22 protein-coding genes are annotated in these 24,191 nt (G+C 72.9%); 17 read left to right on the top strand and 5 right to left on the bottom strand.

What is annotated here, in order from left to right; translation table 11 throughout:
- Positions 1 to 89: 89 nt before the first annotated feature.
- The 4 genes from ACFZBP_RS00155 to ACFZBP_RS00140 are packed head-to-tail and all read left to right on the top strand — an operon-like array spanning position 90 to position 3,488.
- Entirely contained in the window at positions 90 to 1,226 is a 1,137-nt protein-coding gene (locus tag ACFZBP_RS00155; RefSeq protein WP_391409078.1) for an LLM class flavin-dependent oxidoreductase, read from the top strand.
- Entirely contained in the window at positions 1,223 to 1,738 is a 516-nt protein-coding gene (locus ACFZBP_RS00150) for a GNAT family N-acetyltransferase (RefSeq protein WP_391409076.1), read from the top strand. The genes ACFZBP_RS00155 and ACFZBP_RS00150 overlap by 4 nt, the downstream gene beginning before the upstream one ends.
- Before the next feature lie 2 nt (positions 1,739 to 1,740).
- Complete coding sequence (locus tag ACFZBP_RS00145; RefSeq protein ID WP_391410294.1) at positions 1,741 to 2,691, top strand: transporter substrate-binding domain-containing protein; 951 nt, start codon at positions 1,741 to 1,743, stop codon at positions 2,689 to 2,691.
- A gap of 44 nt (positions 2,692 to 2,735) precedes the next feature.
- Positions 2,736 to 3,488 carry an ATP-binding cassette domain-containing protein gene (locus ACFZBP_RS00140; protein WP_391410292.1) on the top strand — a complete coding sequence of 251 codons (753 nt, stop codon included), beginning with the start codon at positions 2,736 to 2,738 and terminating at the stop codon, positions 3,486 to 3,488.
- A 49-nt stretch (positions 3,489 to 3,537) separates the two neighbouring features.
- On the opposite strand, the gene ACFZBP_RS00135 is transcribed toward ACFZBP_RS00140, so the two are convergent.
- Positions 3,538 to 4,449, bottom strand: a complete 912-nt coding sequence (locus ACFZBP_RS00135; protein ID WP_391409075.1) for a LysR substrate-binding domain-containing protein — start codon at positions 4,447 to 4,449, stop codon at positions 3,538 to 3,540.
- A 137-nt stretch (positions 4,450 to 4,586) separates the two neighbouring features.
- On the opposite strand from ACFZBP_RS00135, the gene ACFZBP_RS00130 reads away from it, so the two are divergent.
- From ACFZBP_RS00130 to ACFZBP_RS00095, 8 genes are all read left to right on the top strand, one after another.
- Positions 4,587 to 4,667 (top strand): putative leader peptide, encoded by an 81-nt coding sequence (locus ACFZBP_RS00130; protein WP_383455484.1) that lies wholly within the window; start codon positions 4,587 to 4,589, stop codon positions 4,665 to 4,667.
- Positions 4,668 to 4,866: 199 nt separating this feature from the next.
- Entirely contained in the window at positions 4,867 to 6,003 is a 1,137-nt protein-coding gene (gene sfnG, locus ACFZBP_RS00125; RefSeq protein ID WP_391409074.1) for a dimethylsulfone monooxygenase SfnG, read from the top strand.
- A gap of 36 nt (positions 6,004 to 6,039) precedes the next feature.
- Positions 6,040 to 7,257 carry an acyl-CoA dehydrogenase family protein gene (locus ACFZBP_RS00120; RefSeq protein ID WP_391409073.1) on the top strand — a complete coding sequence of 406 codons (1,218 nt, stop codon included), beginning with the start codon at positions 6,040 to 6,042 and terminating at the stop codon, positions 7,255 to 7,257.
- A 15-nt stretch (positions 7,258 to 7,272) separates the two neighbouring features.
- Positions 7,273 to 7,830 (top strand): NADPH-dependent FMN reductase, encoded by a 558-nt coding sequence (gene ssuE / locus ACFZBP_RS00115; RefSeq protein ID WP_391409072.1) that lies wholly within the window; start codon positions 7,273 to 7,275, stop codon positions 7,828 to 7,830.
- Positions 7,827 to 9,023, top strand: coding sequence for an SfnB family sulfur acquisition oxidoreductase (locus tag ACFZBP_RS00110; protein ID WP_391409071.1), 1,197 nt, complete (start codon positions 7,827 to 7,829; stop codon positions 9,021 to 9,023). The genes ssuE and ACFZBP_RS00110 overlap by 4 nt, the downstream gene beginning before the upstream one ends.
- A 29-nt stretch (positions 9,024 to 9,052) precedes the next feature.
- Complete coding sequence (locus ACFZBP_RS00105) at positions 9,053 to 10,213, top strand: LLM class flavin-dependent oxidoreductase (RefSeq protein WP_391409070.1); 1,161 nt, start codon at positions 9,053 to 9,055, stop codon at positions 10,211 to 10,213.
- A 150-nt stretch (positions 10,214 to 10,363) separates the two neighbouring features.
- Positions 10,364 to 11,641 (top strand): acyl-CoA dehydrogenase family protein, encoded by a 1,278-nt coding sequence (locus ACFZBP_RS00100; protein ID WP_391409069.1) that lies wholly within the window; start codon positions 10,364 to 10,366, stop codon positions 11,639 to 11,641.
- Positions 11,642 to 11,692: 51 nt separating this feature from the next.
- Entirely contained in the window at positions 11,693 to 12,151 is a 459-nt protein-coding gene (locus ACFZBP_RS00095) for an Rrf2 family transcriptional regulator (RefSeq protein ID WP_391409068.1), read from the top strand.
- Positions 12,152 to 12,211: 60 nt separating this feature from the next.
- Here the strand turns inward: ACFZBP_RS00095 and ACFZBP_RS00090 are convergent, their stop codons facing one another.
- Positions 12,212 to 13,006, bottom strand: a complete 795-nt coding sequence (locus ACFZBP_RS00090; RefSeq protein ID WP_391409067.1) for a methyltransferase domain-containing protein — start codon at positions 13,004 to 13,006, stop codon at positions 12,212 to 12,214.
- A gap of 169 nt (positions 13,007 to 13,175) precedes the next feature.
- Between ACFZBP_RS00090 and ACFZBP_RS00085 the strand changes: the two genes are divergently transcribed.
- Complete coding sequence (locus tag ACFZBP_RS00085) at positions 13,176 to 14,795, top strand: FAD-binding protein (RefSeq protein WP_391409066.1); 1,620 nt, start codon at positions 13,176 to 13,178, stop codon at positions 14,793 to 14,795.
- 168 nt (positions 14,796 to 14,963) lie between these two features.
- Here ACFZBP_RS00085 and ACFZBP_RS00080 read toward each other — a convergent pair whose 3' ends face one another.
- Positions 14,964 to 16,049: a M12 family metallopeptidase gene (locus tag ACFZBP_RS00080; protein WP_391409065.1), complete on the bottom strand. Its 1,086-nt coding sequence runs from the start codon at positions 16,047 to 16,049 to the stop codon at positions 14,964 to 14,966.
- 94 nt (positions 16,050 to 16,143) lie between these two features.
- Here ACFZBP_RS00080 and ACFZBP_RS00075 point away from each other — a divergent pair, with 94 nt between their 5' ends.
- Positions 16,144 to 17,949 (top strand): LuxR C-terminal-related transcriptional regulator, encoded by a 1,806-nt coding sequence (locus ACFZBP_RS00075; protein ID WP_391409064.1) that lies wholly within the window; start codon positions 16,144 to 16,146, stop codon positions 17,947 to 17,949.
- 25 nt (positions 17,950 to 17,974) lie between these two features.
- Here the strand turns inward: ACFZBP_RS00075 and ACFZBP_RS00070 are convergent, their stop codons facing one another.
- Positions 17,975 to 20,545: a CHAT domain-containing protein gene (locus tag ACFZBP_RS00070; RefSeq protein WP_391410290.1), complete on the bottom strand. Its 2,571-nt coding sequence runs from the start codon at positions 20,543 to 20,545 to the stop codon at positions 17,975 to 17,977.
- Between the two features lie 148 nt (positions 20,546 to 20,693).
- Between ACFZBP_RS00070 and ACFZBP_RS00065 the strand changes: the two genes are divergently transcribed.
- From ACFZBP_RS00065 to ACFZBP_RS00055, 3 genes are read left to right on the top strand one after another with little or no spacing between them, the layout of a single operon-like run.
- Positions 20,694 to 22,130: a S8 family serine peptidase gene (locus ACFZBP_RS00065; protein ID WP_391409063.1), complete on the top strand. Its 1,437-nt coding sequence runs from the start codon at positions 20,694 to 20,696 to the stop codon at positions 22,128 to 22,130.
- Positions 22,131 to 22,189: 59 nt separating this feature from the next.
- Entirely contained in the window at positions 22,190 to 22,765 is a 576-nt protein-coding gene (locus ACFZBP_RS00060) for an RNA polymerase sigma factor (RefSeq protein ID WP_062716120.1), read from the top strand.
- A gap of 8 nt (positions 22,766 to 22,773) precedes the next feature.
- Positions 22,774 to 23,250 carry a hypothetical protein gene (locus ACFZBP_RS00055; RefSeq protein WP_391410288.1) on the top strand — a complete coding sequence of 159 codons (477 nt, stop codon included), beginning with the start codon at positions 22,774 to 22,776 and terminating at the stop codon, positions 23,248 to 23,250.
- Positions 23,251 to 23,259: 9 nt separating this feature from the next.
- On the opposite strand, the gene ACFZBP_RS00050 is transcribed toward ACFZBP_RS00055, so the two are convergent.
- Positions 23,260 to 24,042 carry an N-formylglutamate amidohydrolase gene (locus ACFZBP_RS00050; RefSeq protein WP_391409062.1) on the bottom strand — a complete coding sequence of 261 codons (783 nt, stop codon included), beginning with the start codon at positions 24,040 to 24,042 and terminating at the stop codon, positions 23,260 to 23,262.
- Between the last annotated feature and the right edge of the window lie 149 nt (positions 24,043 to 24,191).

Genomic DNA, 24,191 nt, shown 5'->3' with positions numbered 1-24,191 from the left:
AGGCAGTTCAGCACCGTCCCGGCTGCCCGCAGGGCCATCCGGCCGGCCTGCCTGTCTGCCCGTGCGCCGCATTCCCGAAAGGCCACCCCATGCCCGTGGAGTTCCTCGGCATCGCCGCCACCAACGACGGCTCCGAAACCACGCCGCGCTCCGGCGCCGCGTTCGACAAGGAGTACACGCTCCGGCTCGCCCGGGCGCACGAGGACCACGGTTGGGACCGGGTGCTGTTCGCCTACGGCTCCGGCTCGCCCGATCCGGCGCCGGCCGCCGCGTACATCGCCAGCCGGCTGGACCACCTCCAGATCCTGCTCGCCCACCGGCCCAACGTGTCGTACCCCACCTTCGCCGCCAAGACCTTCGCCACCCTCGACCAGATCAGCGAGGGCCGGCTGACCGTGCACTTCATCACCGGCGGCAACGACCACGAACAGGGCCGCGAGGGCGACACGCTCACCAAGGACGAGCGCTACGCCCGCACCCGCGAGTACATCCGCGTCGTCAAGAAGATCTGGACCACCCACGAGCCCTTCGACCACGAGGGCGAGCACTACCGCTTCCACGACTTCGTCAGCGACGTCTTCCCCGTCCAACAGCCCCGCCCCGGCGTGTCGTTCGGCGGTTCCTCGGACGCCGCCTACGCCGCCGGCGGCGCCGAGGCCGACGTCTACTGCCTGTGGGGCGAACCGCTGGCGAGGACCGCCGAGCAGATCGAGCGGGTGAAGGCCGCGGCCAGGGCCGCCGGTCGCACCGACCTCCCGCGCATCCAGGTCGCCTTCCGCCCGATCATCGCCCCGACCGAGGAGCTGGCCTGGGAGAAGGCCCACCGCACGGTCGGCGCCATCAAGGCCCGCAAGGAGCGCGGAGAGGCGATCACCAAGCGCCACAACGGGCTCGCCCAACCGCAGAACACCGGCTCCCAGCGCCTCATCGCCATCGCCGAGGCGGGCGAGCGCTACGACCGCGCCCTGTGGACCCCGACCGCCGCCGCCACCGGAGGCGCGGGCAACTCCAACGCCCTGGTCGGCACCCCGGAGACGGTCGCCCAGGCGCTGCTCGACTACTACGACCTCGGCGTCGACATCCTCTCCGCCCGCGGCTACGACCTGCTGGGCGACGCCATCGACTTCGGCCGGCACGTCATCCCGATCGTCCGCGAGGAGGCCGCCAAGCGCGACGCCGAGCGGGCGGCACGCGGCACGCAGCCCTTCACGGCGGTGAACGGATGACCTCGGCACCGGAGCTGACGGTCATTCGGGTTCCCGTCTCCGATCCCCGGGTCGAGCCGCTGCTGCGCGAACTCGGCCACGAGTACTCCACCCGCTACGGCGAGGACGCGCAGGACGAGATCGCCCGCTACCCGGACGAGGAGTTCACCGAACCGTACGGCGGTCTGCTCCTGCTGCTGCTCGAACGCGGCGAGCCCGTCGCGGGCGGCGCCTTCCGCCGGTACGACACGGCCACGGCCGAGCTGAAGCGCATCTGGACCCACTCCGCCCACCGCGGACGCGGTCTCGCCCGGCGCGTCATCGCCGAGCTGGAGCGCGCGGCGCGGACCGGCGGCTACCGGCGGCTCTATCTGACCACCGGGCCACGCCAGCCCGAGGCCCGCGGCCTGTACCTGGCCACCGGCTACACACCTCTCTTCGACACCGAGGCCGACCCGGAGACCATCGGGTCGCTGCCCTTCGAGAAACACCTCGCAGTCCGGGAACGCACGGGAAAGGCCCCCGACCAGTGACCATCCGCACGATCAGAACCCGTCTGCGCGGCGCCGCCGCCCTCGCCCTGCTCCCGCTGCTCGCCCTGACCGCCTGCGGTTCCGGCGACGGTGACGGCACGGCGGCCGTGGGCGCCCAGGGCTCGCCCGCGCCGACCGACGACCCGGTCGCCGCCGTACACAAGGTGGACTCCGTCGCCGCCCTGCTCCCGGCCGACGTGCGCGAGGCGGGCACGCTGCGGGTCGGCAGCTCGGTCGCGGGCCCGCCCAGCGCCTACTACCCCAACGGCACGGACAAGGAGCCCGCGGGCCTGGACATCGACCTCGCCGACGCCGTGGCCAAAGTGCTCGGCGTGCGGCTGGAGCGCCAGGACGCCTCCTTCGAGACGATCCTGCCCGCCCTCGGCAGCGGCAAGTACGACGTCGGCACCGGCAACTTCGGTGTCACCAGCGAGCGCCTGAAGACCATCGACTTCGCCACCTACATCGACGACGGCCAGGGCTTCGCCGTGAAGAAGGGCAACACCACGCTCAAGAAGAAGGTCACCGACCTCACCGAGCTGTGCGGGCTGACCATCGGCACCGGCGCCGGCACCACCTTCGAGGCCACCCTCACCGCACACAAGGGGGTGTGCGACAAGGCGGGCAAGAAGCCGTACGACGTGAAGGTCTACTCGGAGAACGGAGCGACGCTCACCGCGCTCCAGCAGGGCCGTATCGACGTGATCATGTCGACCATCAACGGACTGCGCCACCAGGCCGCCCAGGCCGCGTCACAGACCACGTTCCTCGGCGAGTTCCACCGTCTCGACGTCGGCTTCGCCTTCAAGAAGGGCTCCCCGCTCACCAAGGCCTTCCAGGCCGCCGTCAACGAGCTGATCAAGGACGGCGCCTACGCCCGGATCCTCACCAAGTGGGGCACGGCCGCGTCCGCGATCGACACGTCGCGGATCAACCCGGCCGAACACAGGTGACCCATGCGCCGGTTCGTGATGAAGGAGATCTCTTGAGTGCCGTCATGGTGGACGTCCACGGCGTCCACAAGAGCTTCGGTCCGCTGGAGGTCCTGCGCGGCGTCGACCTCCAGGTCCGGGCCGGCGAGGTCACCGTGATCCTCGGCCCGTCCGGCTCCGGGAAGTCCACGCTGCTGCGCACCATCAACCACCTGGAGAAGGTGAACAGCGGCTGGGTCAGCATCGACGGCGAACTCATCGGCTACCGCCGCTCCGGGAACAAGCTGCACGAGCTGAGGGAGAAGGACGTCCTGAAGCAGCGGACGAACATCGGGTTCGTCTTCCAGAACTTCCATCTCTTCCCGCATCTGACCGTGCTGGAGAACCTCGTCGAGGCCCCCCTCTCCGCGCTGCGCCGCCCGCGCAAGGAGGCGGAGGACACCGCACGCCGGCTCCTCGACCGGGTCGGCCTCGCCGACAAGGTCCACACCTACCCGCGTCAGCTCTCCGGCGGCCAGCAGCAGCGTGTGGCCATCGCCCGCGCGCTCGCCCTCGAACCGAAGGTGCTGCTCTTCGACGAGCCCACCTCGGCCCTCGACCCGGAACTCGTCGGCGAGGTCCTCGACGTCATCAAGGACCTCGCCCGTACCGGCACCACCATGATCGTCGTCACCCACGAGATCGGCTTCGCCCGCGAGGTCGCCGACACCGTGGTGTTCATGGACGGCGGAGTCGTCGTGGAACAGGGCCCGCCCACGGCCGTCCTGGACCACCCCCGCCAGGAACGCACCCGCGCGTTCCTCTCGAAGGTCCTCTGACTCCACTGACCAACCCCGGGCCGCGCGGTGGAGAAGGGTCGCGGCCCGGTCAGGCAGCTCGCGTCCGGTGGGTACGGGCGTTGCGCACGAACAGCTCGTCGAGATCGCGCACCGCGCGGGGCACGGACACGGAAGGGCGGCGCTGCAGCACCAGCAGCACCTCGGTCGCGTCGCCCGCGAGCGGCCGTACCGTGATCGCGCCCCGCCGCTCCAGCGGGTCGCCGAGGACACTGAAGTCGGGCAGCACGGTCGCCCCCAGTCCCTCGGCGACCATCAGCTTGCCCATCTCGGCGCCGTCGGTGGAGTAGGAGAACGAGGGCGTACGGCCGTCGAGCAGGCGGTGCAGGAAGCGGTGCATGACATAGCCGGACCGCATCACCACCAGCGGCTCGGCCAGCAGGCTGTCCGCGTCCACCGCCTCCAGCGCGGCAAGCGGACTGTCCGGGCGCACGCACACCACCGGCCGGCCGCGCAGCAGCTCCGTGGTCTCGAAGCCGGGCGGCAGGTCGTCGCCGCCGAGGTAGTTCACCAGCCCCAGATCGAACGCCCCCTCCAGCAGCCCGCGATGGATGTCCGACTGCTGCGCGCCGACCAGTTCGACCTGGGTGAGCGGGTGCGAGGACCGGAACTCCCGCACCGTCGGGATGACCAGCGGCACGGTGGCCGTGTTGACCGTGCCGAGCCGGACCATCCGGCTGATGCGGTGCTGGTCGCCGGCCGCGCCGCGCAGCCGGTCGACCGCGTCCAGCACGCTCATGATGTGCGGCAGCAACTCCCGCCCCTCGTCGCTGATCTTCGCGCCGGACCGCTTGCGCTCCAGCAGGTCCACGCCCAGCTCCCGCTCCAGGTTGCGCACGGTCTCGCTGAGCGCCGGCTGGGAGAGGTGCAGTTCCTCGGCGGCCCGCCGCAGCGATCCCAAACGCGTGACGGCGGCGATGTATTCGAGCTGTTCGATACGCACCACAGGAGAGTGCGCCGGGCCGCGGACCGAGTTCAAGGGAATCCCTGTCACAACCTCGTGAATAACGACTCTCAACATGTGGAATCACGTCCGGGCATTCTTGACCCGTCGGACTCCCCGCTGCTTTGATCGATGACATGAAGCGACCGGACCTCACGCGGCGACGCCACGTCGACCTCGCGCGTGTCTCCAGCTCCTGCTGTCGCTGTCGGGTCTGAGCACCCGGACCGGCCTCCGAGGGAAACCCTCGCACCCGCGCCGATCTCGCCCCACGCATTTCACCACCGACCGATTTCCGTCGTGAATTCGGCTTTTCCGGGAACAGTGCGCCCGCACGCCTGAATCCCACTCACCGAACACGATTCCCTGCCACGCGCGCGCCGTTTTCCGCGTGCGCAGTCATGCCAGGAGTTCCCCATGCCCGTACCGCCCGGATCCGACCCCGTCCGCTTCGCCTACTGGGTGCCCAACGTCAGCGGCGGCCTGGTCACCAGCACCATCGAGCAGCGCACCGACTGGGGCTACGACTACAACCGCGAACTCGCCGTCCTCGCCGAGAACAACGGCTTCGACTACGCCCTCAGCCAGGTCCGCTACATGGCCAGCTACGGCGCCGAGTTCCAGCACGAGTCGACCAGCTTCAGCCTCGCCCTGCTCCTGGCCACCCAGCGCCTGAAGGTCATCGCCGCCGTCCACCCCGGCCTGTGGCACCCCGGCGTCCTCGCCAAACTCGGCGCCACCGCCGACCATCTGTCGAACGGCCGCTTCGCCGTCAACGTCGTCAGCGGCTGGTTCAAGGGCGAGTTCACCGCGCTGGGCGAGCCCTGGCTGGAGCACGACGAGCGCTACCGCCGCTCGGAGGAGTTCATCACCGCCCTGCGCCGCATCTGGACCGAGGACCACACCGAACTCGCCGGTGACTTCTACCGGTTGCGCGACTTCTCCCTCAAGCCCAAGCCGCTGAACAGCGCCGAGCGCCCGCACCCGGAGATCTTCCAGGGTGGCAACTCCACCGCCGCCCGTGCCATGGCCGGCCGGGTCTCCGACTGGTACTTCAGCAACGGCAAGGACTTCGACGGCGTCACCGAGCAGATCGCCGACGTCCGTGCCGCCGCCGCCCAAGCGGGCCGCACCGCACCGAAGTTCGGCCTCAACGGCTTCCTCATCGCGCGTGACACCGAGGCCGAGGCCCGCGACACGCTCCGCGAGATCGTCGCCAAGGCCAACACCGAGGCCGTGCACGGCTTCCGGGACGCCGTCCAGCAGGCCGGCCCCGCCACCGCCGACGGCAAGGGCATGTGGCAGGACTCGAGCTTCGAGGACCTCGTCCAGTACAACGACGGCTTCCGCACCGGCCTGATCGGCACACCCGAGCAGATCGCCGAGCGCATCGTCGCCTACAAGCGGCTCGGCGTCGACCTCTTCCTCCTCGGCTTCCTGCACTACCTGGAGGAGGTCGAGTACTTCGGCAAGCGGGTGCTACCCCTCGTACGCGAACTGGAGGCCCAGCAGGCCGAGTTCCCGTCCGAGCCCGTCGCCGCCGCCCACGCCTGACCGAAACCCGCAGTCACAGCTGAAAGAGGGTCCCCCATGAGCACCGCCGCACCGGCCGACTTCAAGACCGCCCCCGCCCCGAAGGACGCCGAGGGCTGGCTCGTCCGGGCCGCCGAGGTCGCCGCCGTTCTAGCCACCGACGCGGCCGCCCGCGACAAGGCCGCCGCCACCCCGTACGCCGAGGTCCAGCTACTGAAGGACTCCGGCCTGGTCACCCTCCTCGGCCCCGTCGAGCACGGCGGCGCCGGCCAGCACTGGCCCACCGCCTACCGTGTCGTCCGCGAGGTCGCCAAGGCCGACGGCTCCATCGGCCAACTGCTCGGCTACCACTACCTGTGGAACTGGGCCGCTCGACTGGTCGCCACCCGCGAGCAGTGGGAGCTCGTGGAGGCAGAGGCCGCCCGCCACCAGTGGTTCTTCGGCGGCGCGGTCAACCCGCGCGACCAGGACGTGGTCGTCAAGGACGAGGGCGACACCCTCACCTTCACCGGCCGCAAGACCTTCTCCACCGGCAGCAAGGTCTCCGACGTCACCGTCCTCGAAGGCGTCCTGGAGGGCACCGACGACCACGTCTTCGCCATCGTCCCGTCCGACAGCGAGGGCCTGACCTTCCACGACGACTGGGACAACATCGGCCAGCGCCTCACCGAGAGCGGCGGCGTCACCCTCGACGCCGTACGCGTCCCCTGGTCGGCGGCGGCGGGCTACGTGGACAAGCGGTTCCGGCCGCGCGTCTACAACACCCTCAACGTGCCGACCATCCAACTCGTCTTCGTCAGCTTCTACCTCGGCATCGCCGCCGGCGCCCTGGAGACCGCCGCCACCTACACCCGGACCAAGTCCCGCGCCTGGCTGCACGGCGGCCACGAGCACGCCGTCGACGAGCCGTACGTCATCGACACCTACGGCGACCTCACCGCCAAGCTGTGGGCCGTCGAAGCGCTGGCCGACGCCGTGGCCGCCGAGGGCCAGAAGCTGCACGACGACCCGGACGCCGTCACCGAGCAGGCCCGCGGCGAGTTCGAGGTACGGGTCGCCGCCGTGAAGGCCCGTGCCACCGACGTGGCCCTGGAGGTCACCAACCGCATCTTCGAGGTGACCGGCGCCCGTGCCACCGCCTCCGCCGAGGGACTCGACCGCTTCTGGCGCAACGTCCGCACCCACACCCTGCACGACCCGGTCGCCTACAAGCGCCGCGAGATCGGCCGCCACGTCCTCACCGGCGAACTGCCGCAGCCCACCTGGTACTCCTGAAAGGTCGGTCCTCCCATGGCCACCATCCTCTCCGTCTCCGGCAGCCCCTCCGCCACCTCCCGCACCGCCCGGCTGCTGCGCCACCTGGACGAACGGCTCGCCGCCCAGGGCCACGACGTGATCCCGCTCGACGTGCGCACCCTGCCACCCGAGGCCCTGCTCCACGCCGACTTCCGGCACCCGGCGATCGTCGAGACCACCGCCCTCGTCGAGCGCGCGGACGGCATCGTCATCGGCACCCCCGTCTACAAGGCCGCCTACTCCGGCCTGCTGAAGTCGCTCCTCGACCTGCTCCCGCAGTACGCGCTCGCGGGCAAGACCGTCCTGCCGCTGGCCACCGGCGGCACCACCGCCCACGTCCTGGCCATCGACTACGCCCTGCGCCCCGTCCTGAACTCCATGGGCCCCGCCCACATCACCCCGGGCTGGTTCACCCTCGACAAGGACATCACCGTGCGCGACGACGGCACCCTCACCGTCGCCCCCGGCACCGCCGAGGCGCTGGCCCAGGTCACCGACCAGTTCTCGCTCGCCCTCGGTGGCCGCCCGGCCCTGCTGGCGGCCACCGGATGAGCACCGTGACCGTGATCGCCGACGACGCCGAGGCCCTCGGCATCGCCGCCGAACTGGCCGCGGACTTCCGCAAGGACGCCGCCGAACGGGACGCGCGGCGCCGGCTCCCGCACACGGAGGTGGAGCGGCTGTCCGCCTCCGGGCTGCTCGGGGTGACGGTGCCCGCGCGGTTCGGCGGCGCGGACGTCCGCACGGAGACGCTCGCCGAGATCTTCCGGCTGCTGGCCTCCGCCGACGCCAGCCTCGCCCAGATCCCGCAGAGCCACTTCGTGTACGTGGGCGTGCTGCGCCGGCAGGGCACGCGGGAGCAGCAGGAGTTCCTGTTCGGCGAGGTGCTGGCGGGGAAGCGGTTCGGCAACGCCCAGTCGGAGGCCGGAACCAGCCATGTGCAGGACATTCGGACGCGGCTCAGGCTGCGCCCGGACGGTTCGTACGTCCTCGACGGCGTCAAGCACTACTCCACCGGAGCCCTGTTCGCCGACTGGATCCCCGTCCTCGCCCGCGCCGACGACGACAACCTGCACGTGGCGTACGTCCCGAGGGGTGCCCCCGGCCTCACGGTGGTGGACGACTGGGACGGCATGGGCCAGCGCACCACCGCCAGCGGAACCGTCCGCCTGGAGTCGGTGCCGGTGCCCGCCGACCGGGTCGTGCCGCACCACCTCACCTTCGAGGGACCCCAACTCCACGGCGCCGTCGCCCAGTTGCTACACGCGGCCATCGACGCCGGGATCGCCTCCGGCGCGCTGGCCGAGGCCGTGGAGTTCGTCCGCACCAAGAGCCGCCCCTGGTTCGAGAGCGTCGGCGAAGGACACGCCACCGCGGCCGAGGACCCGCTGCTGATCCAGCGGTTCGGGGAACTGGCGATCCGCGTCCGGGCCGCCGACGCCCTGCTCGCCGCGGCGGCGCGGGCCGTGGACGCCGCCCGCGCAGACCTGACCGACGACTCCGCCGCCGAGGCCTCGATCGCGGTGGCCGCCGCGAAGGTGACGGCGGCGGAGGCGGCCGTGGAGGTCGGCAGTGGCCTCTTCGAGGTGGCCGGCACCCGCTCGGCGCTCGCCTCCCTGGGCCTGCACCGCCACTGGCGCGACGCCCGCACCCACACCCTGCACGACCCGGCCCGCTGGAAGGTCCAGCACATCGGCCGCCACGTGCTCAACGGCACCAGGCCGCCCCGGCACGGGCTGCTGTGACGCACGACCTCGAACGGAGACCCCCCCCCATGGCCCTCACCTTCCACTGGTTCCTGCCCACCAACGGCGACAGCCGCCATGTCGTCGGTGGTGGCCACGGCACCCCGGCCACCGCGTCGGGCCGCGACCGGCCGCCGACGGTCGCCTACCTCGGCCAGATCGCCCGCGCCGCCGAGGACCTGGGCTTCGTCGGCGCGCTCACCCCGACCGGCGCCTGGTGCGAGGACGCCTGGCTGACCACCGCGATGGTCTCCCAGGCGAGCGAACGCCTGAAGTTCCTGGTCGCCTTCCGCCCCGGCTCCGTCTCCCCGACCCTCGCCGCGCAGATGGCGTCCACCTTCCAGCGGCAGACCGGCGGACGGCTGCTGCTGAACGTGGTGACGGGCGGCGAGAGCCACGAACAGCGGGCCTACGGCGACTTCCTCGACAAGGACGACCGCTACCGCCGTACCGGTGAATTCCTCCAGATCGTCCGGGGCCTGTGGGAGGGCAGGACCGTCGACCTGGTCGGCGAGCACCTCCAGGTCGAGGACGCGAAGCTCGCCCGGGTGCCCGACCCGGTCCCCGAGGTGTACTTCGGCGGCTCCTCGCCGATCGCCGGGGAGATCGCCGCCCGGCATGTCGACGTGTACCTCACCTGGGGCGAGCCGCCGGCCGCCGTCGCCGAGAAGATCGCCTGGATCCGGGCGCTCGCCGAGAAGGAGGGTCGCAGCGTCCGCTTCGGCATCCGGCTGCACGTCATCACCCGGGACACGAGCGAGCAGGCGTGGGCGGAGGCCCGGCGGCTGCTGGCCGGCTTCGACACGGAGACCGTACGGGCCGTCCAGGCCGGGCTCGCCCGCAGCGAGTCCGAGGGGCAGCAGCGGATGCTCGCCCTGCACGGCGGTAGCAGCGACGAACTGGAGATCTACCCGAACCTCTGGGCCGGCATCGGCCTGGTGCGGGGCGGCGCGGGCACGGCGTTGGTGGGCAGTCACGACGAGGTGGCGGACCGGATCGCCGAGTACCACCGGCTGGGCATCGACGAGTTCGTGCTGTCCGGCTATCCGCACCTGGAGGAGGCGTACTGGTTCGGCGAGGGCGTGCTGCCGAGGCTGGCGGCCCGGGGGCTGTGGACGCATCCCTTCCCGGGCGCGTCGGCCGCGGCGCCCGCCGCCCAGATCCCGTTCGCGGGCGCCGGGAGCCGGTGACGTCCGGGCCACGGAAGACCATGGGCCCGCCCTCGTGAACTGGCCGGTCGAGGGCGGGAATCGGACACACCCTCGCGCATTCCCTAGATTTCCTATCGAATTACTAGGGAAGTGTTGACCCCCGTCGGTGGAGCGAGTGAGGATGACGCCATGACGATCGCTCCCTCGGCCCCGGCCGCTCCGTTCGACGACCCCGCGCGCGGCGCGGCCGTGCCGTCGGCGGACGCGACCCCATGGGAGACGGGACCGGACGACTGGCGGCACATCGCGCGTGAACTGGCCGACGACCTCGCCACGGACGCGGTCGAGCGCGAACAGGCCGGCGAACCCCCGCTCGACGAGGTCGCCCGGCTGCGTGAGTCGGGACTGCTGACCCTGCTCGTACCGGCCGAACGCGGCGGCGGGGGCGCGGACTGGCGCACGGCCTACGCCGTCGTACGGACCGTCGCCGCCGCCGACGGGGCCGTCGGCCATCTGCTGGGCGGCCACTACTTCCTGTCCTACTGCGCCCGGTTCTTCGCCGGACCCGACCGCGCCGCACGCGTCGAACGGGCCTTCGCGGCGGGGCAGTGGTACTGGGGCGGCGGAATCGCCTCCCAGGAACCGCCGCTGATGCTGACCCCCACCGCCAACGGCTATCTGCTGGACGGCCATCAGCGCTACGGCTCCGGAGTCGGCGTCGCCGACCGCCTGCTGGTCCGCGCCGCTGTACCCGGCACCGGCGAGCCCCTCGCCGTCCTCGTCGACCCCGCCCACCCGGGCCTGGTCAACGGCGGCGCCGGCGACACCTTCGGCCGACGGCTGGCGGCCGCCGGCGGGACGGGCTTCGACGCCGTACCGGTCACGCACGACGACGTGCTCGGCTCCCTCTCCGCCGACGACGGCGCCCTGTCGCCCTTCGCCGGCCTCGCCTCGCCGACCGCACGGCTGGTCTCCGCCCAGTTCTGTCTCGGCGTCGCCGAAGGCCTGCTCGGCGAAGTCCGCGAGCACGGACGGGCGGTGCGGTCGTCGTGGGAGTCGTTCCCTCCGCAGCCGTGGCAGGGACACGCACCACAGGACCCGTACGTGCTGACCGCGTACGGCGAACTCGCCGTCACCGCACATGCCGCGTCCGCACTCGCCGACCAGGCGGTGGCGGCCCTGACCCGGGGCCTGGCGCGGGGCGAGGACCTCGACGACGAAGAGTGCGCGCAGATCGCCGTCCTCGCCAGCGCGGCCGAGGCCGCCGCCGCCCGGGCCGCGCAGGACATCACCACCCGCGCCCTGGACGCCGTGGGCGCACCCGCCGCCCTGGCCCGGCACGGCCTGGACCGCTTCTGGCGCGACACCCGCACCCACACCCTGCGTGAACCGGTCGCCCACCGGCTGCGCGAGGTCGGGGACTACTTCCTCAACGGCGCGCACCCTCCGTTCAGCCTGCCCGCCTGACCCGGGGGCCGGCCGGTGGGGACGGGCGCGGCTGTCGTGGATAATCTCAGCATGCGGATCTCGGCGAGGGCGGACTATGCGGTGCGGGCGGCGTTGGAGCTGGCCGCGGCAGGAGAGGACACCTCGCTCAAGGCCGAGGCGATCGCCGAGGCGCAGGGCATCCCGCACAAGTTCCTCGAGGGCATCCTCGGCGACCTGCGGCGCGGCGGCCTCGTGATCAGCCAGCGCGGCGGCAAGGGCGGCTACCGGCTCGCCCGGCCGGCCGACTCGATCCCCATCGCGGACGTGATCCGGGTGGCGGACGGCCCCCTCGTCTCGGTGCGCGGCGTACGCCCACCCGACCTCTCCTACATCGGTCCCGCGGAGTCCCTGCTGCCGCTGTGGATCGCCGTACGCGCCAACGTCCGCAAGATCCTCGGCGAGGTCACCCTGGCGCACGTGGCCGCGGCCAAGCTGCCCGAGGACGTGCTGAGCCTCGCGGACGACCCCGAGGCGTGGACGAACCCCTGACCGGCCTCCCACCGATCGTCGGCCCTCATGACCCTCGCACAAGCCTCAGTCGGCCAAGCCTCAGTCGGCCGGCTTCTCCCACACCGACACATGGGCGCGGCTCTCGCCGGTGAACGGCTCGCGCTTCCAGTTCTCCCACCGGTCGCGCAGCCGGAGGCCGGCCAGCCGGGCCATCAGGTCCAGCTCGGCCGGCCACACGTACCGGAACGGGATCGACGAGTGCTCGGCGCGCCCGTCGACGATGGTGACGTAGTTGGAGCTCATGGCCTGGGTGGCGGGATCGTAGGTGTCGAACGCCCAGCGGGTGTCGCTGATGTGGAACGGTACGGCGCTCTGCCCGGGCGGCAGCCGCCGCAGTTCGGGCACCCCCACCTCGACCACGAAGCAGCCGCCGGGCCGCAGATGGGTGGCGGCGTTGCGGAAGCAGTCGACCTGGGCGTCCTGGGTCGTCAGATTGTTGATGGTGTTGAAGACCAGGTAGGCCAGCGCGAACTCGCCCGTCACCCGGGTCGTCGCGAAGTCGCCGATGGTCACGCCGATGGCATCGCCACCGGGCTTGGCCCGCAGCCGTTTCACCATCGCGCGCGACAGGTCGACGCCATGCACCGGCACGCCTCGGCCGGCCAGCGGCAGCGCGATCCGGCCGGTTCCGACGCCGAACTCCAGCGCCGCGCCGTCGCCGGCGAGCTCGGCCAGCAGGTCGACCGCCGGGGCCACCGCGTCCGGGCGGGACATGTCCGCCGTGTCGTCGTCGTAGTCGGCCGCGACGTCCTCGCCGAAGTAGCCGTCGTCATCGGTGCGGCCGCTGTCATCGGTGCGGCCGCCGTCATGGGTGGAGACGTTGTCATCGGTCACGTCGGGACCGTACTGCCGCCACCGTGCCCGGGCACCCGAATTTCCGCGCGCGGGGCCGGACTCGGGTGCCGGCACCACCCTGAACGGGGGGCTGGGACGACTGTGCTCGCCGCCTTCGCGACCTAGCTTCGAGACCGACGGAAGAGCGGACGCGAGGCGAGGAGACGTGATGAGCGCGTTGAGCCGAAGGAACGTACTGCGCGGCGGCGTGGTCGCCACGACGGCGGGGGTCGTGGTGCCCGGGGCGCCCACAGGTGGGACGGCGGCGGCCGGGGACGGGACGTCCTTCCCGCCCCCTCCCGGTCCGGCCATGGTCGGACGCGGCGAGCCGCGGTACCGGTCGCTGGCGTCCCGCGGCTACAACCGCCGGTTCGTGGGGAGCCCGGAGCACGTGTGGGTGGTCGGCACGACGGCGCACGTCGTACGGGCCGTGCAGCAGGCGGTCGACAGCGGGCGGCGGATCACGGTCCGCAGCGGCGGCCACGGCTTCGAGAACTTCGTCGCCGACCCGGGCGTCGAGGTGGTCGTCGACATGTCCGCCATGACGGCCGTCTCGTACGACCCCGGCCGGCGCGCCTTCGCCGTCGAGGCCGGCGCGCTGCTGGGCGAGGTGTACCGCAGGCTGTATCTCGGCTGGGGCGTGACGATCCCGGCCGGCTGGTGTGCCGACGTCGGCGTCGGCGGCCATGTCCTGGGCGGCGGCTACGGCCCGCTGTCCCGGCTGATGGGCCTGTCCGTGGACCATCTGTACGCGGTCGAGGTCGTCGTCGTGGACCGCGGCGGCAGGGCGCGCAGTGTGGTGGCCACCCGTGAACCCGCCGATCCGCACCGGGACTTGTGGTGGGCGCACACCGGAGGCGGGGGCGGCAGCTTCGGCATCGTCACCCGCTACTGGTTCCGGACCCCCGGCGCCCAGGGCGACGACCCGTCCGGCCTGCTGCCCGCGCCGCCGTCCGGTGTGCTGAGCTTCTCCCTCTCCTGGGACTGGCAGCAGCTGGACCGGACGTCCTTCGCCCGGCTGGTCCGCAACCACGGCGCCTGGGCCGAACAGCACAGCGCCCCCGACTCGCCGTACCTCGCCCTCTACAGCGAACTCGCCCTGACCCGCCGCCCGTCGGGAACCGTCCTCATGATCGGGCAGGTGGCGGCGGACTCCGGTGCCGAGCGGATGCTGGACGAGCACATCGCGGCGATCAACCGGGGTGTGCGGGTCCAGCCGGTCCGCACGGTACGGAACCAGTCCTGGCTGGCCGCGGCCCTGGCCGGCTCACCCGGCGACCCCGGACCCGTCTACCGGCTGAAGGTCAAGTCGGGCTATCTGCGCCGCCGTTTCACCGACCGGCAGATCGACGTCCTGCACCACCACCTCACCCGGTCCGACTACGACCACCCGGGCGGCAGCGTGAGCCTCTACACCCACGGCGGCAAGGTCAACACCGTGGCACCGGACGCGACCGCGACACCCCACCGCGACGCGAGCATCAAGATGTTCTACGTCAACGGATGGGAGGATCCCCGCGACGACGCCCGGCACATCGGCTGGCTGCGCGAGCTCTACGAGGACCTGTACGCCGACACCGGCGGCGCCCCCGCCGCGGCCGACGGCGCCTTCGTCAACTACCCGGACACCGACCTCGCCGACCCCGCCCGGAACACGGGCGCGCCCTGGCAGACCCTGTACTTCGGCGCCAACCACCACCGGCTCCAGCGGGTCAAGGCGAAGTGGGACCCCCGCGACGTCTTCCACCACGCCCTGTCGGTCAGGCGGCCGACATACGTCAAGGGGTGACTTCGCCGGTGGTCGGAAGAGACCTCACCCTCCACCCCCGATAAGGTGCGTGGGACATATGGAACGGCCGACGTACGTCGCCCTCCCCCGAAGGCGGCGTACGTCGGCGTTTCCCCCGGCGCCGGACCATGGACCGCAGAGTCCGTGCGCGTCAGCGGATCCGTGCCGTCACCAGCACATGATCGCTGTCTCCCCCGATCCCCAGTTGGCATAGAGACGCACCCGGACGAAATACCGGCGGCCCTTGACGAGACGGGCCCGGACGGTCGCGTTGTGCGGGGTGCCGCCGTCGTCCTCGGCGGTCACGTAGCGGGGTTCGCCGTCCCGTTCCTCGAAGACCACCACGACGGTGTCGCTGTCGCCGAAGGTGCCCAGCGTGTACGTGCGGGTCTCAGGCGGCTCGACGACGAAGTCGGCCTGCCCGGCCGGGCCGAGCCGCAGCGGCACCGAACGGAACGGCACCAGCTCGCGCGGACCCGTCGCCGCGGCAGGCGGGTACCAGCGCAGGACGAACTCCTTGTCGGCCTTGGACAGCACGCCGGGCGGGTTCAGACCCGCGCGGAACTGCTCCGGCTCCAGGATCAGCCCGGCCGAGAAGGGATACTCCATGATCGAGTGCGGATCCCAGACGGAACCGTTGACCTCGCTCGGGTCGAGCTTGCGCAGGATGTTGAAGAACGTCCTGTCCCGGCTCCAGTAGTTCGGCGGGCCCGCCAGATCGGTGTACACGGCCTCGTCGTCCCAGTGGATGCCGGCGAACGGGCTCTGGTGCTCGTGCAGCATGCCGAGCGCGTGCCCGATCTCGTGCAGCGCCGTGCCGCGCTCCCCGGGCACGGTCAGGTCCCAGCCGAAGTTCATGGTGCGCTCGTTGATACCGACGCCGAGCGCGTCCTTGCCGATGTGCGACCAGGAGCCGTCGCCCAGCTGGAACCCGATGCGCAGCTCGGCCTCCGACCGGTCGCCCACCTCCACGAAGGACAGCCCGATGCCGAGGTCCCGCCACTGCGCGAAGCACTCGCGCACGACGTCCCGCTGCTCCTTGCCGCCGACCCACGGGACATGCCCGCTCCGGCCGGTAACCGGGTCGGGGATCACGGACCCGTCGCCGTCCCGGTCGAAGAAGTAGTAGTGCAGCACCGTGCCGTTGACCCACATCCGGCTTCCGCCGATGAGCGCACGCAACCGCTCGGCGGCCAGTCCCGGCGCGAACGCGGGGACCGACTGCTGCGCGAGGGAGCAGTACCGTGCGGTCATGCGAACAGGGTGCCGTCGACCCGCCCCGGGCGCCTGAGTCGAGGGCTACTCAAGTACCCCTGTATCAAGGGTGAGTCACCGCGCTCCTACTCCCGTGACGACTTTCGAACGGGACGCCAGGACCCTGGACACGCCCTGGCCCTTCACCGGCCGGGCGGACGAACTCGACCTGGTCCGCGGGTCCCTGGCCGCCGGTCGCAACGGCATCGTGATCACCGGCCCGGCGGGCTGCGGCAAGACCCGGCTCGTCACCGAGGCCGTCCGCGGCGGCGACTGCGCCCGAGTGGTCGGCACCCCTGAGACCCGGGGGATCCGCTTCGCCGCGTTCGCGCACCTCGTCCCCGAGTCGACGTCCCTGCACGGCGCCTTCCAGCACCTTTCCGGCGTACGGCTGCTCCTCGTGGACGACGCGCAGCTGCTCGACGACGCCTCCGCCGCCCTCGTCCACCAGCTGGCCGTGCACGGACGGACCCGCCTCCTGGTCGTCACCACCGACGGCGACCCGGTCCCGGGCGCGATCTCCCGGCTGTGGACCGGCGACCTCCTGCCCCGCCTCACCCTGGAGCCCCTGCCCCGCGAGGAGACCGGCCTGCTGCTGGCTGGCGGAACCGGCATGGGCACCCCCGAGCCGCTCACCGTGAACCGGCTGCACCGCCTGTGCCACGGTGACCTGCGGCTGCTGCGCGACCTGCTGGCCGGGGCACGCGAGCGCGGACTCCTCACCCGCCTCCCGGACTCGGACGAGTGGGCGTGGCGCGGCCCCGTACCGGTCACCACGGCCGTACGCGAGCGCACCGCGCACGCCCTCGACCGCGGCTGCCCCGACGAGCGCGAGACCCTCCAACGCCTCGCCTTCGCCGAGCCGTTGCCCCTGCCGCTGGACGAACTGCCCCTCAGCACCCTGGAACACCTGGAGGCCGACTCCCTGGTCCACGTCGACGACCGGGGCGCCGTCCGCCTCGCCCACCCCCTGCACGGCCCGGTGCTGCGGGCCGCGGCCGGCCGGCTCCGGGCGAGGCGGCTCTCCCGTACTCCGGACCAGTGGATTCCCGCCCTCGACGCCGAGCGGGCCGAGCTGAACCGGCGCATCGCGGAGGCGGACGTACGGGCCATGCCGGCGCCCGTGGGGGAGTGGCTGGTCGGGGAGGGCGTGCGGGTGCCGGCCGGGTACGCGGCCGTACGCGCCCGGTTCGCGCGGCTGCGCGGGGAGCTGAGGGAAGCCGCGGCGTGGGCGCGGGAGGGGCTGCGGGAGCACGGTGACGATCCGTCCTGCCGCCTCGAACTCGCCCTCGCCGCAGCGCAGTCCGGCGCCACGCCGACCGCGCACACGATCCTGGGTGGCCGCTCCCACGGGGGTGGGGCGGTCACCCGGCCGACGACCCGCGGTGCCGCCGGCGAGCCCCTCGGCGACGACGCGTACGACGCCGTCCGCCTCGGCGCCCCCGAGCGTGCCGCGGGCCGGCTGACCGGGGTCTTCGCCGCGCACGCCGACGCGCTCGACCGCGCCGACGGCCCCGCGCTGGACCGGGTGGCCGGCGAACTGGAGGAGCGCGGCTTCCTGCTGTTCGCGGCCGAGGCGCACGCCCAGGCCGTACGGGCCCACCGCGACCCGAGCGCCGCGCGCACCTCACGCACGCGTGCCGTCACCCTCGCCCGCCGCTGCCAGGGCGCCCGCACCCCGGCGCTCTCCGGGCTCGTCCTCGGTGAACTGACCGCCCGGCAACGGCAGATCGTCGACCTGGCGGCGGCCGGCCTGAGCAACCGGCAGATCGCCGAGCGGCTCACCCTGTCCGTCCGCACCGTCGGCAACCACCTGTACAGCGCCTACGCCCGCCTCGGCGCCGGCGACCGCGGCGCCCTGCCGTGGCTGGTGGCTCTGCCGGACGCCCGGTCGGCGTAACGGAGCCGCGCCTCGCCACCGAGTCTCAGGCCGCGCCGAACGCCGAGAACGCCCACCCCGTCGCCTGGTGCAGCGCGTCACCCGGCAGCGCCGCCCGCGCGTCGCGCAGCGCCTCCGCCAGGGACAGCCTCTCGCTCAGCCCCTTGTGCAGGGCGAGCATCAGCGGCACCACCGCGGCGTCGTTGACCGGCGCCGTGCACGCCACCACGCCCGCCGTGCCCAGCGGCAGCAGGGCGGTGACCAGGCCGAGCAGTTCGTCGGCGCCGACGGAGGCGAACCGGGCGGTGTCGCAGCAGGACAGGATGATCCGGTACGGGCTGCGGTCAAGGCGTTCGAAGTCGTGCACGACGATCGGCCCGTCCGCCATCCGCAGCGACGAGAACAAGGGACTGTCCGCCCGGAACGTGCCGTGGGCCGCGATATGGGCCAGCGCGGCACCGTCCAGCTCCTCCAGCACACGCGGCACGCGCGCGTCGGCGTGCTCCAGGACGACGGCACCGCCGTACCGCCCGGCCAGATGCGGCACCTCGGCCCCGCCCGTCGCCAGGCCCGGCCCCCGCACCAGCACCTGCCGGCCGCCCGCCGGCGCCTCGGTCTCCCGGGCACGCAGCCAACTGCTCGCCGACGGCGACACGCTGAGCACCCGCTCCCGCAGCGACGGCAGCAACGCCCACGGCACCCGGTGCAGCCGGGCCGGCGGCACGATGACGACCGGGCCGTCGCCCAGATGCGCCGCGGCCGGACCGAGCAGCAGCTTCTCCAGGCACCGCCCCGCGGCCTCCACCACCGCGAGCCGTCCCTCCGCGCCCGGGTGGGCCAGCCGCCGCAGCCCGGCCTGGACATGCTCGGCCTCGGTCTCCGCGTCGGCCAGCAGCCCGGCCTCGAACCGACGCACCCGCCCCTGCCCGCACAGCAGCACCTGCACCCGCCCGTCCAGCACCGCCAGTTCGACCAGCCGCACGCCGTCCTCGCCCAGCCGCTCCAGCAGCCGGCCCGCGTCGAAGCGGTAGCCGTCGCCGGGCGCGTCGCCGCGCAGGTGCAGGGTCCGGGAGCGGATCTCCCGCTCCAGGCGCCGCTGTTCACGCTCCAGCGTCAGGATCGGCCGGTCCTCGCTGCGGGCCTCCTCGGCCCGCGCCGCGATCTCCCGGAACGCCGTCAGAGCGCTCTGGAGCTCCGGGTCGGCCGGGGGCCGGGTCGGCGGGGTCGACAGCGCGGTGGCCCGCCAGCGCTCGCTCCACACCAGCAGCCGGCGCGGACTGCCGGAGTCGAGGCTGGCCTGCTGGGCCAGCGCGGCGAGCTCGGCGCCCTGCGCGGTCGCTCGCGCCCTCAGCTCCGAGGCGCCCAGCGTCATCCGGTGCGCGTCGAGCACGTCCAGGCCACGCCGGCAGGCCTCCAGGACCCCGCGCCCCGACCCGGCCGCCCGCGCCCGCAGCGCCTGCGCCGCCCAGCCCGTCATCCGCGCCAGCGGCGGCCCGCTGCGTCTGCTGCGGGCGGCGTCGCGCAGATGCCGCTCGGCATCGGCCCGCCAGCCCAGGGCGAGCGCCATCCGGCCCGCGAGCAGCGAGGCCTCCGGCGCGGCCGGTGCGCCGAAGGAGGCCAGCCGCTCCGCGACCGCCGCCGTGTCGGCCACCAGCCGCCCCGAACTGCGCCCGGCCGCCACCCGCGCCTCGATCAGCACCAGCCGGGCATGCGTCTCCCACCAGCTGCGCCGCTGCCCGGCGAACAGCCGTACGGCCATGTCGGCGCGTGCGATGGCGGTGTGCGCGTCACCCGCCAGCCGGGCGGCCCGCGCGGCGGCCAGCAGCAGCTCGGCCTTGCGGGTGGACTGGCCGCCGATGCCGTCGAGCACCCCGATCGCCGCGTCCGCCTCGGCCAGCGCCTCCGGGGCGAGACCCGCGGCCATCAGCACCTCGCAGCGGCGGATGTTCAGCATGAACGTCGGCGTGCCGAGCTTCGCGTACCGCTCCTCCGCCTCGTCCAGCAGCCGCAGCGCCGCCGGGACGTCGCCCGACCGGAACGCGGCGAGCCCCCGGCTCTCCACCGCGTCCGCCTTGTCGTGCTCCTGGCCCGTGGTGTCCCACAGCGCCTCCGCCGCGGTGAAGTCGGCGTCCGCCCGGTCCACCGCACCGAGCGCCAGATGCACGGTGGCGCGCAGCGTCAGCGCCCGCGCCGTCCAGATCACGTCGTCCATCTGCCGCAGCACGGGTATCGCCCGGCGCACGTCCTCCAGCGCCTCCCGGTGCTGGCCCAGCACCCAGCGGGCGTAGGCCCGGCGGAACAACACGCGCGCGCGGGTGTGCCCGCTGCCCCGCTCGACCCCGCGCTCCAGCGCCGCCAGCCCCTGCTGGGTGCGGCCCGCGTGCACCAGCGCGACACCGAGCGCGGCCAGGACGTCCGCCTCCCGGTCGGCCGACTCCGCGCGGGCCGCGAGATCCCGGGCACGCCGCAGGTGGTACAGGGCGATGCGCATGTCGCCCCAGTCCCGCTGCCAGATGCCGATCACCTGGTGGGCGACGGAGGCGTGCAACGGCGACGGGTCGGCGTCGAGCACCCCTTCCGCCCTCGCCAGCGCGTCGTTCGGGGCGGCGAACACCATGGGCAGCAGTTCGAGAACCGAGTCGCTTCCCGCTGTCACTCCACGGATGGTAGTTGCAGCGGAACCGTGTCACACCGGTTTGGCGCTGTATCAATCGGCGACCGCACGGCTCTGACTGACGAACGCCGCCTCAGGGGGAGGACCCGCCATGGCACCACAGCGATTCCACGAGCAGTTCGAGCAGATCCAGCGCTCCATGCCCGACGTCCCCCTCGCGATGGGACCGGACGACTCCGCCGAGTTCATCTACGAGAAGGGGTATGTGCTGGTCCGCGACGGCGAGGACGCCCGCGTCGTGGAGGACACCGTGCGGGCGCACTTCACCGCGGACCCCGACCTGGTCCAGGACCATGTGCGCCGCGCGGGCCCGCGGACCAACCGCTCGGGCATCACCCGCATCCAGGTCGGCGACCCCGGCGCGGGCGACCGCGGCGGCGACCCCACCGTCGCACACGCCCTGCGCGCCCTGCGGGAGACCGAGGGCCGGGCCGGACGGCGGCTCGTCAGCCGCAACCACCTCGTGGGGATCACGGGGGGCGTGAACTCCTGTCCCGGTGACGAACCCGCGCCTGCCGCGCCGGCCGACGGCACCAACCCCACGGCGGCCGAGGGCGCCCACGACCCGGACAGCGCCGTCGGCGTCCTCGTCATCGACACCGGCCTCACGCACGACTACCGCTCCTTCCCGCTGCTCGCCCACACCGAGGGCGACTTCCAGGTCCAGGAGTGCGACGACCAGGGCGTGCTCCGGCAGTACGTCGGCCACGGCACCTTCATCGCCGGGCTCGTCGCCGCCGTCGCGCCCAACACCGACATCACGGTCCGCAACACCCTGCAGGACGCGGGCGCCATCCTGGAGTCCGAGTTCGGCGAGAAGCTCTTCGAGGCCGTCGACGCGGGCGGCTGGCCCGACATCCTCAGCCTCTCCGCCGGCACCTCCAACGGCCGCACCGACGGCCTCCTCGGCGTCGATGCCTTCATGCGGGAACTGCGCGACCAGCGCACCCTCCTGGTCGCAGCGGCCGGCAACAACGGCAGCGCCACCCCGTTCTGGCCCGCCGCCTACGCCGACCTGCCCGACTACCAGGACGTCGTGCTGTCGGTCGGAGCACTGCGCGGCGACGGCGAGTTCGGCGCCTGCTTCAGCAACCACGGCGGCTGGGTGAAGGCGTACGCGCCCGGCGAGCGCCTCACCAGCGCCTTCACCGGCTTCGACGGACCCGTGCCGTACGTGTACCAGCACTCCACCTACGACACCTGCCGCTACGGCTTCGGCTACGCCTGCACCTGCCTCTCCCCGCGCCACACCGGCGTGTTGAGCGAGTCGGGGGACACCGCGGAGCCGGACCAGGTGACGTTCGAGGGGTACGCGCGGTGGAGCGGCACCTCGTTCGCCACGCCCCTCGTCGCCGGGATGATCGCCGCCCACATGAGCGCGCAGACGGAGCGGGACCCGCGGGTCGCACGGTACAAGATGCTCGCCGCGAACTCCGGCTACGCCGAGGTGCGGGGGGCGCATGTGCCGGCCCTTCGCCCCCCGACCTGGCGCCCTGTCTCCGTCACACCGCCGGCTCCTCGCTCATGAGGGTCGGAACCGTCCCCTCCGCGGCGTACGATGACTTGCCGTACACGAGGGGTGGGACTGTGGACCGTGCAGATGTCGGTGCGTTGGTCCAGTCCGCCGTCGACGGTGACGCGGCGGCCTGGAAGGCGCTGGTGGAAGGGCTGAGCCCACTGGTGTGGTCCGTCGTGCGCGCGCACCGGCTGGGGGACGCCGACGCCCATGAGGTGTACCAGACGGTCTGGTTCCGCTTCGCCCAGCACCTCGGGCGGATCCGCGAACCCGAGAAGGCCGGATCCTGGCTCGCCAGCACCGCACGGCACGAGTGCCTGAAGGTGCTCAAGAGCATGCGGCGGCTGACCGTGACCAGCGACCCGCAGCTGCTGGACCGGGTCAGTGAGGACCGTACGCCCGAGCAGTCGGTCCTGGACTCCGAGGAGGCCGCCGCCGAGTCCGAGCGCATCCGCTGGATGTGGCAGGAGTTCGAGGAACTCGGGGAGCGCTGCCGCCAGTTGCTGCGCGTCCTGATGGCCTCGCCGCCGCCCAGCTACCAGGAGGTGTCCGCCGCACTGGGCATCGCCGTGGGCAGCATCGGGCCGCTGCGCCAGCGCTGTCTGCGCCGCCTTCGGGCCCGACTCGACGCACGGGGAGCGCTGTGAACGACGACATGCACGACGAAGTGACGGGCGAGGAGCCCTTCGGCGACGACGGGTTCGACGTGGAACTGCTGGAGGAGGAGCTCCGCCAGGCCGCCGCCATCCTGGACCCCGTGCCGGCCCAGCTGCGGCAGAGCGCCGTCGAGGCCTTCGCGTTGCACGACCTGGACGCCCGGATCGCCGAGCTGACCTTCGACTCGGTGGTGGACGCCATTCCGGTCCGGGGGGCCACGGACGTGCCGCGGATGCTGACCTTCCGGGCGGGCGAGGTGACCGTCGACGTGGAGGTGACCGCACAGGGCCTGATGGGGCAGGTGCTGCCCCCGCAGCAGGCCCGGATCGAGGTGCTGGGCGGCCCGCAGACGGCCGTTCCGGTCGTCGCCGACGACATGGGCCGCTTCATCAGCGACACCCCGCCGGGCGGCCCGTTCGCCCTGCGGCTGCGGACCGGCGGCGAGGTCGTCGTCACGGAGTGGCTGCGGGCCTGAACCCTTGGGTCAGGGGGAGACGGCGTCCACCAGCGCCGCCAACGCCCCGGCGAGCCGGGTGAGTCCGGAACCGACCGGTCCACCCGGCTCCGCCATGTACGTGTCCCTGCGGATCTCGACCATCAGCGCGCTGACACGCGGCTCCCCGCCGTAGAACTCCAGCGGGACGTAGGTACCGCTGAACGGGCTGTCGAGCCCGGTCTCCCACTCGGCGAACGCCTCCCGGGCGGCGGCGAGCAGGGCGGGCGGGGTGTGGAAGGAGTCGGTCCCCAGGCAGACCGCGGGACGTGGGCCCTCGGCGTGCAGTTCGTAGGGGAGCGGCGCGGTCGGGTAGGAGTGGACGTCGACGATCACGGCCCGGCCGGTGGCGGCGAGACGGTCGGCCACGGCATCCGTCACCGCCCGCGCGTACGGCCGGAAGTACCGCTCGACGAGCGGGGCGGGGTCGGTGTCGGCGGGCCGCAGCGGCCCCTTGTGCGTGGTCCGGGTGTAGACGGCACCCATGCCCACGGCCAGCATCTCCTCCCGCTCGTCCGGGAACCGCTCCGGGTCGACGACCAGCCGGGACAGCCGGTTCACGAACCGCCACGGGGGGCACTGCGCTGACTTGGCCGACATCTCCGCGAGGTCGGCGGTGTGCGCGTCGACGATGTGGTCCAGCTCGCGTTCCAGGGCGGTGTCGTCCAGGACGATGCCGGTGCGTACGTCGGGGGGTATCCGGCGCGAGGAGTGCGGTATGTGCAGGATCACCGGCGAATCGGGCGCGCCGGGGAGCAGTTCGAACGAGGGCATCACGGTCGCTCCGGGCGTTGTCGGTCGTGTGCTGCGCCGTTGGGGCCGGGCTGTGCACCGCCCCCGAAAGAACAGGGGCGGTGCACAGCCCGGCCCTCATAGAGCTCCGCCCCGACCGGTACACACAACCGGTCGGGGCGGAGCCTCAG

Source organism: Streptomyces sp. NPDC008086 (assembly GCF_042957325.1).
GTDB lineage: Bacteria > Actinomycetota > Actinomycetes > Streptomycetales > Streptomycetaceae > Streptomyces.
This window is presented reverse-complemented; position numbering and strand designations above follow the sequence as displayed.